Below are 15142 nucleotides of genomic sequence, written 5' to 3'. Positions count from 1 at the left end.
GTCATGACAGAACATGAAAGTACGACGACGGTATTACGAAAAAATAAGAAGGTGTTAATCGCCAGCCTTACCGGGAGCGCCATTGAATGGTTTGACTATTTTCTCTACGGCACCGCGGCCGCGCTGGTATTCAATAAGATCTTTTTCCCGATGGTCGATCCGGTGATCGGGCTCATTCTCTCGTATCTCTCTTTCTCATTAACCTTTTTTATTCGCCCCATTGGCGGGGTACTTTTCGCCCATATCGGCGACCGTATCGGCCGTAAAAAAACGCTCGTACTGACCCTCTCTTTGATGGGAGGTGCAACCGTCATGATCGGCCTGCTGCCCACGTATGAAATGATTGGCCTGTGGGCGCCCGCTCTGCTGATCCTGATGCGTATCATTCAGGGGATGGGCATCGGCGGTGAATGGGGCGGCGCGCTGCTGCTGGCCTATGAATACGCGCCCGAAAAACGTAAAGGCTTCTTCGGCAGTATTCCGCAGGCGGGCGTCACCATCGGCATGCTGTTGGCGACCTTTATCGTCTCGCTGATGACCCTGTTCAGCGAGGAGGACTTCCTCTCCTGGGGCTGGCGCATCCCGTTCCTGCTGAGTTCGGGTCTGGTGTTGCTCGGCCTGTGGATCCGTAAGGACATCGACGAGACGCCTGATTTCAAGAAGGTAAAACAATCGGGCCAGGTGGCGAAAGCGCCTCTGCGCGATACCCTGAAACATCACTGGCGCGAAGTGCTGATTGCCGCCGGTCTGAAGGTGGTAGAAACCGCGCCGTTCTATATCTTCTCGACGTTTGTCGTGAGCTATGCCACCACGACGCTGACGTATCAAAAATCTCAGGCGCTGGAAGCCGTGACGCTGGGAGCCCTGGTGGCCACGGTGATGATCCCGTTAATGGGGCTGCTCTCGGATAAAATTGGCCGTCAACGCATGTATGCCGCGAGCGTCTTCATCCTGGGTTTGTTTATCGTGCCGTGGTTTATGCTGCTCAATACCGGAACAACCTGGGGCATTGTGCTTGCGACGGTCATCGCCTTTGGCGTGTTGTGGGCACCGGTAACGGCGGTACTCGGCACGCTGTGCTCTGAAATTTTTAGTGCAAACGTACGCTACACCGGCATTACTCTCGGTTATCAGCTGGGTGCCGCGCTGGCAGGCGGTACCACGCCGCTGATTGCCACCGGACTGCTGGCAAAATATGACGGCGACTGGGTGCCGGTGGCCTGGTATCTTGCCGTCACGGTAGTCATTTCCCTAATCGCGATTTTCTGCGCCAGCCGCGTCAAGCGAACGACCCTTCTGCAGGCACAGCCCGAACATCTCTGATCGTTGTCGGCCCGATTTTCGGGCCGCTCTTTTTCCTTAAACTTCCCTTCTACATTTGATTAACATGCGTAAATCATATTCACTTGAATTATCATTTGCGGCAGACGTAGAATCGCTAGCCCGCTAATTATTCAATTATTTCTAAGGTAAACGACGTTATGCGCCTGCCCGAACGCGACCCTTATGCTCCTCGCGAGTGGCAGCCACATGAGAAACCCGCCCTGCTGGGTTCGCCTTCCACACCCGAGCACAGTACGCTAAAACGGATTGCCTACGGCGTCGTTGGCCTGCTGGTGTGCCTGACGGGAGCGCTGGGAAATGCGGTGGTGACCGCCAATCTGCAAAACCTGCAGGGGACCTTCGGGGCCTGGTCGACCGAAATCGCCTGGCTGCCCGCGGTCTACGTGATGACCAACATCTCTATCAACCTGCTGCTGGTCAAGTTCCGCCAGCAGTACGGTCTGCGCGCCTTCACCGAAGGTTTTCTGGTGCTGTACGTGCTGGTGACCTTTTTCCACCTGTTCGTTAACGATCTCAGCTCGGCGCTGATGGTGCGCGCCGCGCACGGGATGGTGGCCGCCGCGCTCAGCTCGCTGGGGATTTACTATCAGATCCAGGCCTGGCCTGCGAAGCACCGCCTGAAGGCGCTCACCATCGGGATTACCGGGTCGTCGCTCGCCATCCCTCTGGCCCGCCTGTTTTCCACCGAACTGCTGCAGCTGGACGAGTGGCGCGGGCTCTATTTCTTTGAGCTGGGGCTGGCGCTGATCTCCCTCGCCTGCGTGATAGCCTTAAAACTGCCGCCGGGCGACAGGCGCAAGGTCTTCGAGAAGAAAGACTTCATCACCTTCTTTTTAATGGCCCCCGGAATGGCCCTGCTCTGCGCCGTACTCTCGTTAGGCCGCCTTGACTGGTGGTTCGAAGCGCCGTGGATTGGCTGGTCGCTGGCGCTATCGCTGGTGCTAATTGTGGCTGCCATCGTCTTTGAACATAACCGCGCCAACCCGCTGCTGAACACCCGCTGGCTGTCGAGCGGCAGCATCGTCCGTCTGGGGCTCATCATGCTGCTGATCCGTATCGTACTGGCAGAGCAAAACACCGGGGTCATCGGCTGGCTGCAGTACGTAGGCTTACAGAACGAGCAGATGACGCACCTGGCGTGGTCTATTTTCGCCGGGATTGTCTGCGGGATCGTCACCAGCTGTCTCACCATCAAGCCCACCAAACTGGCGTGGCCAATTATTACCTCCCTGGCGCTGATGATTGTTGCCTCGCTGCTGGACAGCCAGTCCAACAACCTGACCCGCCCGGATCAGCTGATGGTAAGCCAGTTCCTGCTCGGCTTCGGCAGCGCCTTCTTCCTGGCGCCCGCCATGCTGGCCGCCATTGGCGGCGTGATCGCCGACCCACGCAACCTGGTCAGCTTCTCGGTGATGTTTGGCATGAGCCAGAACCTCGGCGGCCTGCTGGGCTCCGCGATCCTCGGCACCTTCCAGACCTGGCGCGAGAAGTACCACTCCAGCCTGCTGGCGGACCAGCTCACCACGCTCAATCCGCTGGTCAACGAGCGAATTCAGCTTTATACCCAGATGTATAAAAGCCTGATCGGCGACAGCGCGCTGCTGGGAACGCAGGCGATAACGCAGCTGCAAACGGTCACAACGCTGGAGGCGAATATTCTGGCTTATAACGATACTTATCTGCTGACGGCGAGCATCGCTGCCGCCACGCTGGTCTGGATTTTATGGCGCTTGCTGCGCCTGCGCATCACTGCCCGTCTGGCGCTGAAGAACGCCACCGGCAATAAATAATTGAAAGAGTTCTGGAGAGTTTATGAGTCAGCAGGATGCCGCCAAAGAGCAGGCCAACACCCGCAAAAATGTGCGCATTGTTTCCGTTTTTACCGCCGCCGCCATCGGTATTGTTGGCGTGCTGGTGATCCTTTACGCGTGGCAGTTGCCGCCGTTCACCCGCCACGCACAGTTTACCGATAATGCCTACGTGCGCGGTCAGACGACGTTTATAAGCCCGCAGGTAAACGGCTATATCACTGAGGTCAAGGTTCAGGACTTTGAGCAGGTCAAAAAAGGCGATCTGCTGGTGCAGATCGATGACCGAATCTATCGGCAGCGCGTGCATCAAGCCGAGGCGCAGCTGGCGATGAAAATTGCCGCCCTGAATAACAACCTGCAGCAGCGTAAAAGCGCCGAAGCCGTCATCGCCAAAAATGACGCCGCGCTGAAAAATGCCCGCGCCCAGAGCCTGAAAAGCCAGGCGGATTTAAAGCGGGTGAAAGAGCTGACTTCCGACGGCTCGCTTTCCATTCGCGAGCGCGACGCGGCGCTGGCCAGTGCCGCCCAGGGCAGTGCCGACATCGACCAGGCGAAAGCCGCCCTTGAGATGTCGCGACAGGATCTGCAGACGGTGATTGTGAACCGCGGCGCGCTGGAGGCGGATGTCGACAATGCGAAAGCGGCGCTGGAGCTGGCGCAAATTGACCTGCAAAACACCCGCATTATCGCCCCGCGCGACGGCCAGCTCGGCCAGATTGCCGTGCGTCTCGGGGCGTACGTGACCGCCGGGACCCATCTCACCACCCTTGTGCCTCCGCAGCACTGGGTTATCGCCAATATCAAAGAGACGCAGTTGGCGGAGCTGCGCGTCGGCCAGCCTGTCAAATTCACCGTCGATGCCCTGAACAACAAAGCGTATCAGGGCCGCGTGGAGAGCATCTCGCCGGCAACCGGCGTGGAGTTCAGCGCCATCACGCCGGACAACGCCACCGGCAACTTTGTCAAAATCGCCCAGCGTATTCCGGTGCGCATCGAGGTGCTCGGTAAGCCTGAGGAGTCCGCCCTGCTGCGTCCGGGCATGTCGGTGCAGGTGACCATTGATACGCGGGAGGGCAAACAATGACCCTTCGCCCGATAGCCGGTCTGGTGCTGGCGGTCATGCTGGCCGGATGCCAGTCCGTTGACGTAAAACCAGCGCAGCCGACGCTGCAAATCCCTGCGCAGTGGCGTGCCGATTCTGGTCCTGCCAGCCCGGCGGAGCAGCTCTGGTGGCGCAATTTTCATGACAACAACCTCAACCGCTATGTGGATCGGGCGCTAAAGAACAACAGCGACGTGCTGATCGCCCGCGAACGGATTAACGAGTATCAGGCGCGGGTCTTTGCGGCCGACGGCAGCCTGTTTCCGTCGCTTGACGCGGGCGTAACGGGGACCCGCGCCCGTTCGCAGTCCGCCGCGACCGGACTGCCGGTCTACGGCACGCTGTACAGAGGTAGCCTGACGGCGAGCTATGACGTGGATATCTGGGGCGTCAACCGCAGCACGGCCAGAGCCGCCGAGGCTTCGCTGGCGGCGCAAAAAGCCGCCGCTGCCGCCGCGGATTTGACCGTCGCGTCTTCCGTTGCGTCCGGGTATGTCACCCTGCTCTCGCTTGACGAACAGCTGCGGGTGACCGAATCCACGCTGAAATCGCGTGAAGAGGCATTTAACCTCGCGAAACGTCAGTTTGAGACTGGCTACAGCTCGCGTCTGGAGCTGATGCAGTCGGATTCCGAACTCCGCTCAACGCGAGCGCAGGTTCCCGTGCTGCAGCATCAGATTGCACAGCAGGAGAACGCCTTGAGCCTGCTGCTGGGAAGCAATCCCGGCGCGGTAGCGCGCAGCGGGAGCTTTGAGACGCTAACGCCGCTGACGCTGCCGTCACAGCTGCCTTCTACGCTCCTGAACCGTCGGCCGGATATCGTTCAGGCCGAACGCCAGCTGGTTGCGGCGGACGCCTCGCTTGCCGCGTCGCGCGCGAGCCTGCTGCCGTCGATCAACCTGACCGCAACAGGATCGATACAGGATCGCACCCTGTCCGGCCTGCTGGACAACCCGCCTCAGCTCTGGAGCGTCGGGGGCAGTATTCTTGCCCCGCTGCTGAACCGCCAGGCGCTGAATGCGCAGGTGGATATTTCCCAGTCCCAGCGTAACCAGGCGCTGTACGCCTATGAAAAAACCGTGCGTAACGCGTTTGCCGAAGTGAACAACAGCCTTGATGCGATTACGCGCTATCAGGAACAGCTGACCGAGCTGCTTGCCCAGCAGGAGGTGGCGCAGGAGACGCTGCGCATTGCGCAGAACCGCAATCGTAACGGCTACTCCTCTTATCTGGACGTGCTTGACACGCAGCGCACGCTGTACTCGGTGCAGACCAGCGTGGTGCAGGTGAAAAATAACCTGCTGCTGGCGCAGATCGATCTGTACAGGGCGCTCGGCGGCGGCTGGAAGAGCGCGTGAACCGCCTTGCGCGCTGATGCCCTCACCCCGACTCTCTCCCACAGGGAGAGGGAGAAAAATCCAAGGAGTCAATCTATGCAACAAAAATGGTCTGCCGTAGATAATTACATGATTTCTTCTCTTATCCCTGACGATGACGTACTGAATCAGGTTCTGGAAAACAACAAACGCGCCGGGCTCCCCGAGCACGACGTAGCGGCCAATCAGGGGCAACTGCTGGCGCTGTTCGTGCGCATGACGCAGGCAAGACGTGTTCTTGAGATCGGGACGCTGGGTGCCTATAGCTCAATCTGGATGGCGCGCGCCCTGCCGCCGGACGGTAAGCTGATTACGCTTGAGGCCGATCCCACGCATGCCCGCGTTGCGCGCGAGAATATTCAGCTTTCGGGGTTAAACGAACGCATTGAATTAATTGAGGGCCCGGCGCTGAGTTCGCTGGAAAATTTCGGCAACGTTCCCCCGTTCGACCTGATCTTTATTGATGCCGATAAGCCAAACAATCCCGGCTATCTGGAGTGGGCGCTGCACTATTCCCGCCACGGTACGGTGATTATCGGCGATAACGTGGTGCGTGACGGCGGGGTAATCAACGGGGAAAGCGACGACGCGCGCGTGCTGGGGGTGCGGCGTTTTATTGAGATGACAGGAGATAATCCGCGCTTAACCGCCACCGCGCTGCAAACGGTGGGGGTTAAGGGATGGGATGGGTTTACGCTGGCGATTGTGAACGGGTGAAAATTGTGCGGGCTGATGCCCTCACCCCGACCCTCTCCCACAGGGAGAGGGAGAAAACCGGGCAAGGGTTTTAAGCTGAAATCTGCTCCATCGCCTGCAGAATACGCTTATCCGAAATCGGATACGGCGTACCGAGCTGCTGGGCAAAGAAGCTGACGCGCAGCTCCTCGATCATCCAGCGGATCGCCTGCACGTCTTCATCATCGCGGCGAGCAGGCGGCAGTTTGTTGAGCCACTGCTGCCACGCCTGCTGCACGCTCTCCACTTTCAGCATCTGCGCGCGATCGCGGTGCGGATCGATGGCCATCTTCTCAAGACGTTTTTCAATCGCCTGCAGATAGCGCAGCGTATCGCCGAGACGATTGAAGCCGTTGCCGGTCACAAAGCCGCGATAGACCAGCCCCGCCATCTGCGCCTTCACGTCCGAGAGCCCCAGCGCCATGGTCATATCCACGCGCCCCTTCAGGCGCTTGTTAATATTGAACACGGCGGTAAGGATCTGCTCGACCTGTTTGGCAATCTCCACCACGGTGTCGTTCAGCTCCGCGCGCACCTTTTCATGGAGCTGAGCAAAGCCCTCTTCCGTCCAGACCGGACCGCCCGCCTCGTGGATCAGCTTGTCCACGCCGCAGGAGATGCAGTCGTCAATCAGATCCAGCACCTTGCCGTACGGGTTAAAGTAGAGCCCCAGCTTGGCCTTGTTCGGCAGCTTCTCGTGCAGATACTTGATCGGCGACGGGATATTAAGCAGCAGCAGGCGACGCAGCCCGCGCCACATCATCTGCTGCTGTTCCTGCGGGTTATCAAACAGTTTGATTGCCACGCTGTCGCGCTCGTCCACCAGCGCAGGCCAGGCTTTGACCTTATAGTTGCCGCGCTTCTGCTCGTAGCTTTCCGGCAGCTGACCAAAGCTCCAGATATGCAGCCCGCTCTGCTCGATACCGTCGTCCGCCACCGCAGACAGCGTTTCCTGAACTTTGCCTTTCAGCGCCTCTTTCAGCTCGCTCAGTGAACGCCCTTCCAGCAGCTTTTTGTTTTTATCATCCACCACGCGGAAGCTGATTTTCAGGTGATCGGGCACCTGATCCCAGTTCCAGTCTTCGCGGTCGATGGTAGTGCCGGTCATGCGTCGGAACTCACGCTCGAGCGCGTCCAGCAGCGGCAGCTCCAGCGGCGTGACGCGGCCTAAAAAGGCTTCCGCATAGTTTGGCGCAGGCACAAAGTTACGGCGCACCGGTTTCGGCAGGGATTTAATCAGCGCAATCACCAGCTCGCGGCGCAGGCCGGGGATTTGCCATTCAAACCCGCCCTCATCGACCTGGTTTAGCAGCGGTAGCGGAATATGAACGGTCACACCATCCGCGTCGGCACCCGGTTCAAACTGATACGTCAGGCGCAGCTTGAGGTTGCCCTGATGCCAGAAGTTCGGGTAGTCGAGCTTGCTGACCGACTCCGCCCCCTCTTTAATCAGCATGCTCTTTTCGAAGTTGAGCAGGTCCGGCGTCTCTTTGCTGGCCTTCTTCCACCAGCTGTCGAAGTGGCGGGCGGAGATGACATCGTGGCTGATGCGCTGGTCGTAAAACTCAAACAGCGCCTCATCGTCCACCAGAATGTCGCGGCGGCGGGACTTGTGCTCAAGCTCCTCCACTTCCGCGCGCAGCTTCAGGTTTTCGCGGAAGAAGGCGTGGCGCGTCTGCCAGTCTCCCTCCACCAGCGCGTGGCGGATAAACAGCTCGCGGCTGAGCGCCGGGTAAATCTGGCTGTAGTTGACCTTCCGCGCGGCAACCACCGGCAGGCCGTAAACGGTCACCTTCTCGGTCGCCATTACCGCGCCCTGCGCGCGCTCCCAGTGCGGTTCACTGTACGAGCGCTTAAGCAGATGCTGCGCCACCGGCTCCACCCATTCCGGATCGATACGCGCGGCAATGCGCCCCCACAGGCGGCTGGTTTCCACCAGCTCCGCGACCATGGTCCATTTCGGCGGCTTTTTGAACAGGCCGGAACCGGGGAAGATGGAGAAACGGGCGTTGCGCGCGCCGGTATACTCCTGCTTTTCGGCGTCCTTCATCCCAATGTGGGACAGCAGGCCGGTCAGCAGCGCGATATGAATCTCGCGGTACTCCGCCGGCTCGCTGTTGACCGGAATGCCCAGCTCTTTCACCACCTGGCGCAGCTGGGTGTAGATATCCTGCCACTCGCGCACGCGCAGGTAGTTGAGGAAATCCACGCGGCACTGGCGGCGGAACTGGTTCGAGGAGAGCGCTTTCTGCTGCTCGCCGAGATAGTTCCACAGGTTTACGAAGGCGAGGAAGTCGGACTCTTTGTCGTGGAAGCGACGATGCTTTTCGTCAGACGCCTGCTGTTTGTCCATCGGACGCTCGCGCGGGTCCTGAATGGAGAGCGCCGAGGTAATGATCATCGCCTCGCGCACGCAGCCGTGCTTTTGCGCTTCCAGCACCATACGGGCCAGACGCGGATCCACCGGCAGCTGGCTGAGCTGGCGGCCCAGCGGCGTCAGCTTGTAGACCGTCGCCTGCTCGTCGGTGGTAATGGCGCCGAGCTCTTCCAGCAGACGCACGCCGTCCTGAATGTTGCGTTTGTCCGGCGCTTCGACAAACGGGAACGCGGCGATGTCGCCCAGCCCCAGCGCGGTCATCTGCAGGATAACGGACGCCAGGTTGGTGCGCAGAATTTCCGGGTCGGTAAACTCCGGGCGCGACAGGAAATCATCTTCGGAATAGAGACGAATACAGATCCCTTCCGACACACGGCCGCAGCGGCCCTTACGCTGGTTAGCGGACGCCTGGGAGACCGGCTCAATCGGCAGCCGCTGGACCTTCGTGCGGTAGCTGTAGCGGCTGATGCGCGCCGTGCCCGGGTCGATCACGTATTTAATTCCCGGAACGGTCAGCGAGGTTTCCGCCACGTTGGTCGCCAGAACGATGCGTCGCCCGCCGTGCGGCTGGAATACGCGGTTCTGCTCGCTGTTCGAAAGGCGCGCGTAAAGCGGCAGGATCTCCGTGTGGCGCAGGTCGCGCTTGCTGAGCGCATCGGCGGTGTCGCGGATTTCGCGTTCGCCGCTCATGAAGATCAGGATGTCGCCCGCGCTTTCGTTGCCCAGCTCGTCAACGGCGTCGAAGATAGCCTGGAGCTGGTCGCGCTCGGTATCATCCGCCTCTTCCACAATCGGGCGATAGCGCACTTCCACCGGATACGTGCGTCCTGACACCTCGATAATCGGCGCATTGTTGAAATGCTTTGAGAAGCGCTCAGGGTCGATGGTCGCGGAGGTGATGATGATTTTCAGATCCGGGCGACGCGGCAGCAGCTCTTTCAGGTAGCCGAGCAGGAAGTCGATGTTCAGGCTGCGCTCGTGCGCTTCGTCAATGATGATGGTGTCGTACTGCATCAGCAGGCGATCCTGCTGGATTTCCGCCAGCAGAATACCGTCGGTCATCAGCTTGACCATGGTGTTATCGCTAACGTGGTCGCTGAATCGCACCTTGTAACCGATGCAGCCGCCCGGCTCCGTCTGCAGCTCTTCGGCAATACGGTTCGCCACGGTGCGCGCCGCCAGTCGACGCGGCTGGGTGTGGCCTATCAGCCCTTTTAGCCCGCGTCCCAGCTCCATACAGATCTTCGGCAGCTGGGTGGTTTTCCCCGAGCCGGTTTCCCCCGCCACAATCACCACCTGGTGGTCGCGGACGGCCTCAAGGATGTCCTGTTTTTTCTGGCTGACGGGCAGGTTTTCCGGGTAGGTAATCGCCGGGCGCGCGGTTTCGCGCAGCACAACTTTCCCTGCTGCCTGTTCAATCTCTTTCGCCATCTCCTGGTAAATGGCCTGTTGTGCATCAGGATTTTTAACCTTCTTCACGCCGTGCAGACGGCGGGCGAAGCGCTGTTTGTCGCGCAGCATCAGAGAATCGAGCTGTTGCAGGAGCATCGGGAAGGTCAATTTTTGTTGTTCTGTCATAGCGTTAAAGGGCAGTACACGCCCTGATAAACTCTCTTTTTAATGATTGCTATAGAGTACCACATCGACGCCTTTCGCGCCTTATTCAAAAAATTCGAACATAGGCTTCGATATATTGCGCTATCTCTGTGGCAGGATTGTGAATAGAGTGTCAACAAGCAACGGGGCAACCCCCTTCAATCAAATGCAAAAACAGGAATCACCCATGAGCAAAGTATTAGTTTTGAAATCCAGTATTCTGGCAGGGTACTCTCAGTCTGGTCAGCTGTCTGATTACTTCGTTGAACAGTGGCGTGAACAGCATTCCGCTGACGAAATCACCGTGCGTGACCTGGCTGCAAACCCAATTCCTGTGCTGGATGGCGAGCTGGTTGGCGCGCTGCGCCCAAGCGATGCACCGCTGTCTCCACGTCAGCAGGAAGCTCTGGCCCTGTCCGACGAGCTGATTGCTGAGCTGCAGGCGCACGACGTTATCGTCATCAACGCCCCAATGTACAACTTCAACATCCCTACCCAGCTGAAGAACTACTTCGACCTGGTGGCGCGCGCTGGCGTAACCTTCCGTTACACCGAGAACGGCCCTGAAGGTCTGGTGAAAGGCAAGCGTGCGATCGTTCTGACCAGCCGTGGCGGTATCCATAAAGACACCCCAACCGACCTGGTTGCGCCGTACCTGAGCCTGTTCCTGGGCTTCATCGGCATCACTGACGTGAACTTCGTGTTCGCTGAAGGTATCGCTTACGGTCCGGAAGTGGCGACCAAAGCGCAGACCGATGCGAAAGCCGCTATCGACAGCCTGGTAGCAGCCTAAGACTTCACCCTCTCACCGCCTGGTGGGAGGGTTTTTCTTTTCCCCGCATTTCGTTATCATCCGCTCCCACTCTCCAGCCGGGCGGCCTGATGTCTGCGATTATTGATTCTTTTATTGCCCCACCGTGTCACGACGACATTCAGATCCTCTGGCAGGATGAACATCTGCTGCTGATCGATAAGCCTTCCGGTCTGCTCAGCCTCTCGGGCAAAAATCCGCAAAACCTTGATTCCGTCCATTATCGTCTGGTCCAGACGTTCCCCGGCTGCACGCTGGTACACCGTCTGGATTTCGGCACGTCCGGGCTAATGGTGGTTGCGCGCAATAAGGCCATCAACGCGGCGCTGTGCCAGCAGTTCAGCCAGCGCAGCGTGGAGAAGGTCTACAGCGCCCTGCTTTGCGGCCATGTGGAAAACGACGAGGGAATAATAGACGCGCCGATTGCCAAAGACCCGGCGCTGTTTCCGCTGATGTCGATTTGCGCCATCAACGGAAAACCCGCCCGCTCCCGCTATCGGGTCGTGGAACGTTTTTATCAGGGTACGGGACTGCCGTTAACGCGGGTGATACTGACGCCGGAGACCGGGCGAACCCATCAGCTGCGTATTCACTGCCAGCAGCTGGGACACCCGATTCTGGGCTGCGACCTGTATGGCGGTCTTGAAGCGCTGGGGGCTGAGGAAACGCCCCGGCTGATGCTGCATGCAAGCGAGTTGAATTTTATTCATCCCGTCAGCGGAGAGCCGGTTAACGCCCGTCACGCCGCCCCGTTCTGAATGCGGTTTACCACATCAAATCGTCAGGGATTTTGAAGTCCGCGTACGGATCGTCTTCGTCCTGCTCTTCCTGGCTGAGCGCGCTGTTTAACACGATGCTGTCGGCATCGCGCTGGGCAATTTTATCGGCCACCACCGCCGGAATAATCGCGTATTCACAGTCGCCGCTGGCGTTGATGACCAGACGGGCAATCGCCAGACGGCCGTTGATCAGCTGAGCCTGAGTTTGCTTGTCGACGTCGATTTTTTTGATCAGATTGCCGTCGGTGAAGTTAAAGGTGATGTTGCCTTTCGCCACGGTGATGCGGTTCATCTCAATCAGCTGCTTCACCTGCGCCTTAAACTCTTTCGCCAGCACGGCCTGCTTCTGCTGCTCGCTCAGCAGCTTGTCGCGCTCGATCTGCGCTTTCTTGTTCTCTTCTACCGCTTCCCGAGCCTCGCGCGCCTGAACGCGTGATTTCTTTGCCGTGCGCTGCACTTTCGCCGCTTTTTTGCTGCTGACTAAGCCCGCTTTCAGCATCTGCTCTTGTAAGGTGAGTTTTGTCATGATTGTTTCTAAACCGGTTGGAAATTTTGGGGATTATAGCGGGAATTGCGGAGCCTGTGCCAGAGAAGTAGGCATGGCGCTTTGTCGCCTGAGCTTTGTTTATTCTTTATTCAGCGTTTACTAACGTTACGGCCGCAAGACTGATTAAAAAATGTCAGGTCATTTTCTTAAAAAAAATCAGCAACTCATAAATATGATGTGAGTTGAATATCTGTACCCGCTTCAGGCGTAGGCTGCTTTTCTCTTATTAAAAGAGTAAGGAAAAAATATGGCCTTAAAAGGAACAATGCTGCTTAACGATGCTGACTATGCGCCTTTTAACCTGCACGGCGTTGGCGTGTTTATGGCCCATTCCGGGCAGGGAATTTACAGAAACAATGGATTATGTGGTGCTGTTAAAGGCTCAGGTCCAATTCCCCCTGGGAAATACTGGATTGTTGACAGAGGGACTGGAGGTTTCTTTTCAGGGTTAAAAGCGAAGGTTCAGGATCGGTGGAACAAGGTTAGATCCGGGGCAGAATTTGGCCGCGATGAGTGGTTTGCTTTATACAAGGATGACTGGGGTATCGATGATGGCACCTGGATTGATAACGTCTATCGGGGTTTGTTTCGGCTGCATCCGGGTACGCTATCTGAGGGATGTATCACGATTGCCCATGATTCTGATTACGCATTGATCCGCAATGCTCTGATGAGTACGGAACTTATTCAGGTTCCCTGTATGCGTTCACTGATGGCACGCGGCTGGGTTGAGGTGATTGAAAGTGGCTACACCAACACTTGTCCGTAAATGGGGCATCAGGCTATTCAAAACGGTCTGGTTTCTATGCATCAGCATTATAGTAGGCCGCATATTGGGACCCGCTGAACGCTATCTTGATCATGACGTGGCCTCATCTATATGTGATTTTATTTATGGCGACGTGAATGCTGAAACAATATATGACACATATACCAATATCGATATTTTAATTGTACTGACCCTCGCCACGGTTATTTATCGCTTAACAACACTGCTACTCAAGAAAATAAGGAAATAAAGAATGCCAATTCCTCCCTACATGTGGCTAAAAGACGATGGTGGAGCAGATATTAAAGGTTCCGTTGATGTTCAGGACCGTGAAGGTAGCATTGAGATCATAGGGCTGAGTCATGGCCTAAACCTATCGGTAGACAGCGCTAACGGCAAGATCACCGGCACGCGTCAACACTCATCCATGCGGATTGAAAAGGAAGTTGATAGCTCCACGCCCTATCTCTATAAAGCAGCATCTACCGGTCAGGCGCTTAAAAGCGCTGAAATAAAGTTCTATCATATCAATGATGCCGGACAGGAAGTCTGTTATTACACCGTCTTGATGGAGAACGTAAAGGTTACGGGTGTTAACTGCAGCGTGCCGAACGTGAAGATCGCTGCCAACAATAAAATGAACCATGTTGAAAGCGTAAGTCTGCAGTACGAAAAAATCACCTGGCGCATTGTCGACGGCAACATCATGCACAGTGACGCCTGGAACGAACGTCCTACAGCATAACGCTAAGGGGCGCGATGCCCCTTACTCTTCCTATCCTGGCATGTGCGCAACACTGTTCATGAACTTCGCTCATGTTGCATTGAAATTAAGTCACTTCCCCTGCGCCGCGGGCTGAGGCATAAATTATGCATCGGTAACTTCTTAGCAACATGAACTTAGGATGCATAACCACAATGAGCAAAGCTTTCACATATACCCTTAAGCGCAGTTGCTTCGATGAGAATTACAACCCGTCAGAAAATACGCGTACGACCACCAACTTTGCCAACCTGGCGCGCGGGGAAAAGCGTCAGGAAAACCTGCGCAATACGCTGGTGATGATCAACAACCGCTTTAACGCCCTGGCGCGCTGGGATAACCCAAACGCCGATCGCTACGCGGTTGAGCTGGAAATCATCTCTGTCGATTTGAACATGGGCGCGGAAAAACCGTTCCCGGCCATTGAGATATTGCAAACCACGATTGTCGACAAGAAAAACAACCAGCGTATCCCTGGCATCGTCGGAAATAACTTCTCTTCTTACGTGCGGGATTATGATTTCAGCGTGCGCCTGCTGGAACACAACAAGAACCAGCAGCACTTCAGCATTCCGGAAAAGTTTGGCGAACTGCACGGCAATATTTTCCGCCACTTTGTCAATTCGCCGGAATACAATGAAAACTTCAGCAAGGGTCCGGTGATCTGCCTGAGCGTCTCCAGCAAAGACACCTACCGCCGCACCGGTAACCAGCACCCGGTACTGGGCATTGAATATCAGCCGGATGGCGAGTCGCTGACGGAACAGTACTTCGCGAAGATGGGCCTGAAGGTTCGCTACTTCATGCCGGAAAACAGCGTGGCGCCGTTCGCGTTCTTCTTTACCGGGGATTTGCTGAGTGACTACACCGATCTGGAGCTGATTGCCACCATCAGCACGATGGAGACGTTCCAGAAAATCTATCGCCCGGAAATTTATAACGCAAACTCGGCGGCGGGACTGTGCTACCGACCGGATCTGAACCAGCAGGATCACTCCTTAACCAAAATTGTTTATGACCGGGAAGAGCGTAGCCGACTGGCGATTGAACAGGGTCGCTTTACCGAAGAATACTTCATTAAGCCTTACCAACACATTCTTGAGCAGTGGTCTGATAACTACACGCTTTAATT

The 15142-nt window shown here is 56.9% G+C and carries 12 protein-coding genes; 10 read left to right on the top strand and 2 right to left on the bottom strand.

The window, feature by feature from the left end:
- Window positions 1-3 precede the first annotated feature (3 nt).
- The 5 genes from SPG90_RS06395 to SPG90_RS06375 all read left to right on the top strand — a co-directional run bounded on the left by SPG90_RS06395 (window position 4) and on the right by SPG90_RS06375 (window position 6350).
- Entirely contained in the window at window positions 4-1323 is a 1320-nt protein-coding gene (locus tag SPG90_RS06395; RefSeq protein ID WP_045399368.1) for an MFS transporter, read from the top strand.
- Between the two features lie 158 nt (window positions 1324-1481).
- A complete protein-coding gene (locus SPG90_RS06390) occupies window positions 1482-3134 on the top strand; it encodes an MFS transporter (RefSeq protein ID WP_126303256.1) in 1653 nt (550 codons plus the stop codon).
- A 22-nt stretch (window positions 3135-3156) separates the two neighbouring features.
- Complete coding sequence (locus tag SPG90_RS06385; RefSeq protein WP_045399128.1) at window positions 3157-4239, top strand: HlyD family secretion protein; 1083 nt, start codon at window positions 3157-3159, stop codon at window positions 4237-4239.
- Window positions 4236-5615, top strand: a complete 1380-nt coding sequence (locus SPG90_RS06380; protein WP_322408018.1) for an efflux transporter outer membrane subunit — start codon at window positions 4236-4238, stop codon at window positions 5613-5615. The genes SPG90_RS06385 and SPG90_RS06380 overlap by 4 nt, the downstream gene beginning before the upstream one ends.
- Before the next feature lie 75 nt (window positions 5616-5690).
- Window positions 5691-6350 carry an O-methyltransferase gene (locus SPG90_RS06375; protein WP_045399121.1) on the top strand — a complete coding sequence of 220 codons (660 nt, stop codon included), beginning with the start codon at window positions 5691-5693 and terminating at the stop codon, window positions 6348-6350.
- A gap of 70 nt (window positions 6351-6420) precedes the next feature.
- Here the strand turns inward: SPG90_RS06375 and hrpA are convergent, their stop codons facing one another.
- Window positions 6421-10323 carry an ATP-dependent RNA helicase HrpA gene (hrpA, locus tag SPG90_RS06370; RefSeq protein WP_322408017.1) on the bottom strand — a complete coding sequence of 1301 codons (3903 nt, stop codon included), beginning with the start codon at window positions 10321-10323 and terminating at the stop codon, window positions 6421-6423.
- A 205-nt stretch (window positions 10324-10528) separates the two neighbouring features.
- Between hrpA and azoR the strand changes: the two genes are divergently transcribed.
- On the top strand, window positions 10529-11134 hold the full coding sequence (gene azoR, locus SPG90_RS06365; RefSeq protein WP_008502313.1) for an FMN-dependent NADH-azoreductase: 606 nt from the start codon (window positions 10529-10531) through the stop codon (window positions 11132-11134).
- 89 nt (window positions 11135-11223) lie between these two features.
- On the top strand, window positions 11224-11910 hold the full coding sequence (locus SPG90_RS06360; RefSeq protein WP_023311632.1) for an RluA family pseudouridine synthase: 687 nt from the start codon (window positions 11224-11226) through the stop codon (window positions 11908-11910).
- Window positions 11911-11917: 7 nt separating this feature from the next.
- On the opposite strand, the gene SPG90_RS06355 is transcribed toward SPG90_RS06360, so the two are convergent.
- The gene (locus tag SPG90_RS06355; RefSeq protein WP_023311631.1) at window positions 11918-12457 is read right to left on the bottom strand and encodes a DUF2058 domain-containing protein; all 540 of its coding nucleotides are present in this window, start codon (window positions 12455-12457) and stop codon (window positions 11918-11920) included.
- 268 nt (window positions 12458-12725) lie between these two features.
- On the opposite strand from SPG90_RS06355, the gene SPG90_RS06350 reads away from it, so the two are divergent.
- The 3 genes from SPG90_RS06350 (at window position 12726) to SPG90_RS06340 (ending at window position 15140) form a co-directional block, all read left to right on the top strand.
- Window positions 12726-13247, top strand: a complete 522-nt coding sequence (locus SPG90_RS06350; RefSeq protein ID WP_033145468.1) for a DUF2778 domain-containing protein — start codon at window positions 12726-12728, stop codon at window positions 13245-13247.
- 253 nt (window positions 13248-13500) lie between these two features.
- Window positions 13501-13992, top strand: a complete 492-nt coding sequence (locus tag SPG90_RS06345) for an Hcp family type VI secretion system effector (RefSeq protein WP_045399115.1) — start codon at window positions 13501-13503, stop codon at window positions 13990-13992.
- 173 nt (window positions 13993-14165) lie between these two features.
- Window positions 14166-15140, top strand: coding sequence for a DUF1852 domain-containing protein (locus tag SPG90_RS06340; RefSeq protein WP_047174290.1), 975 nt, complete (start codon window positions 14166-14168; stop codon window positions 15138-15140).
- Window positions 15141-15142 lie beyond the last annotated feature (2 nt).

It is taken from the genome of Enterobacter sp. D2 (assembly GCF_034427575.1).
In the GTDB taxonomy this organism is placed as follows: domain Bacteria; phylum Pseudomonadota; class Gammaproteobacteria; order Enterobacterales; family Enterobacteriaceae; genus Enterobacter; species Enterobacter cloacae_M.
The sequence above is the reverse complement of the archived record's forward strand: the minus strand, read 5'-3'. Positions and strand labels throughout refer to the sequence as shown.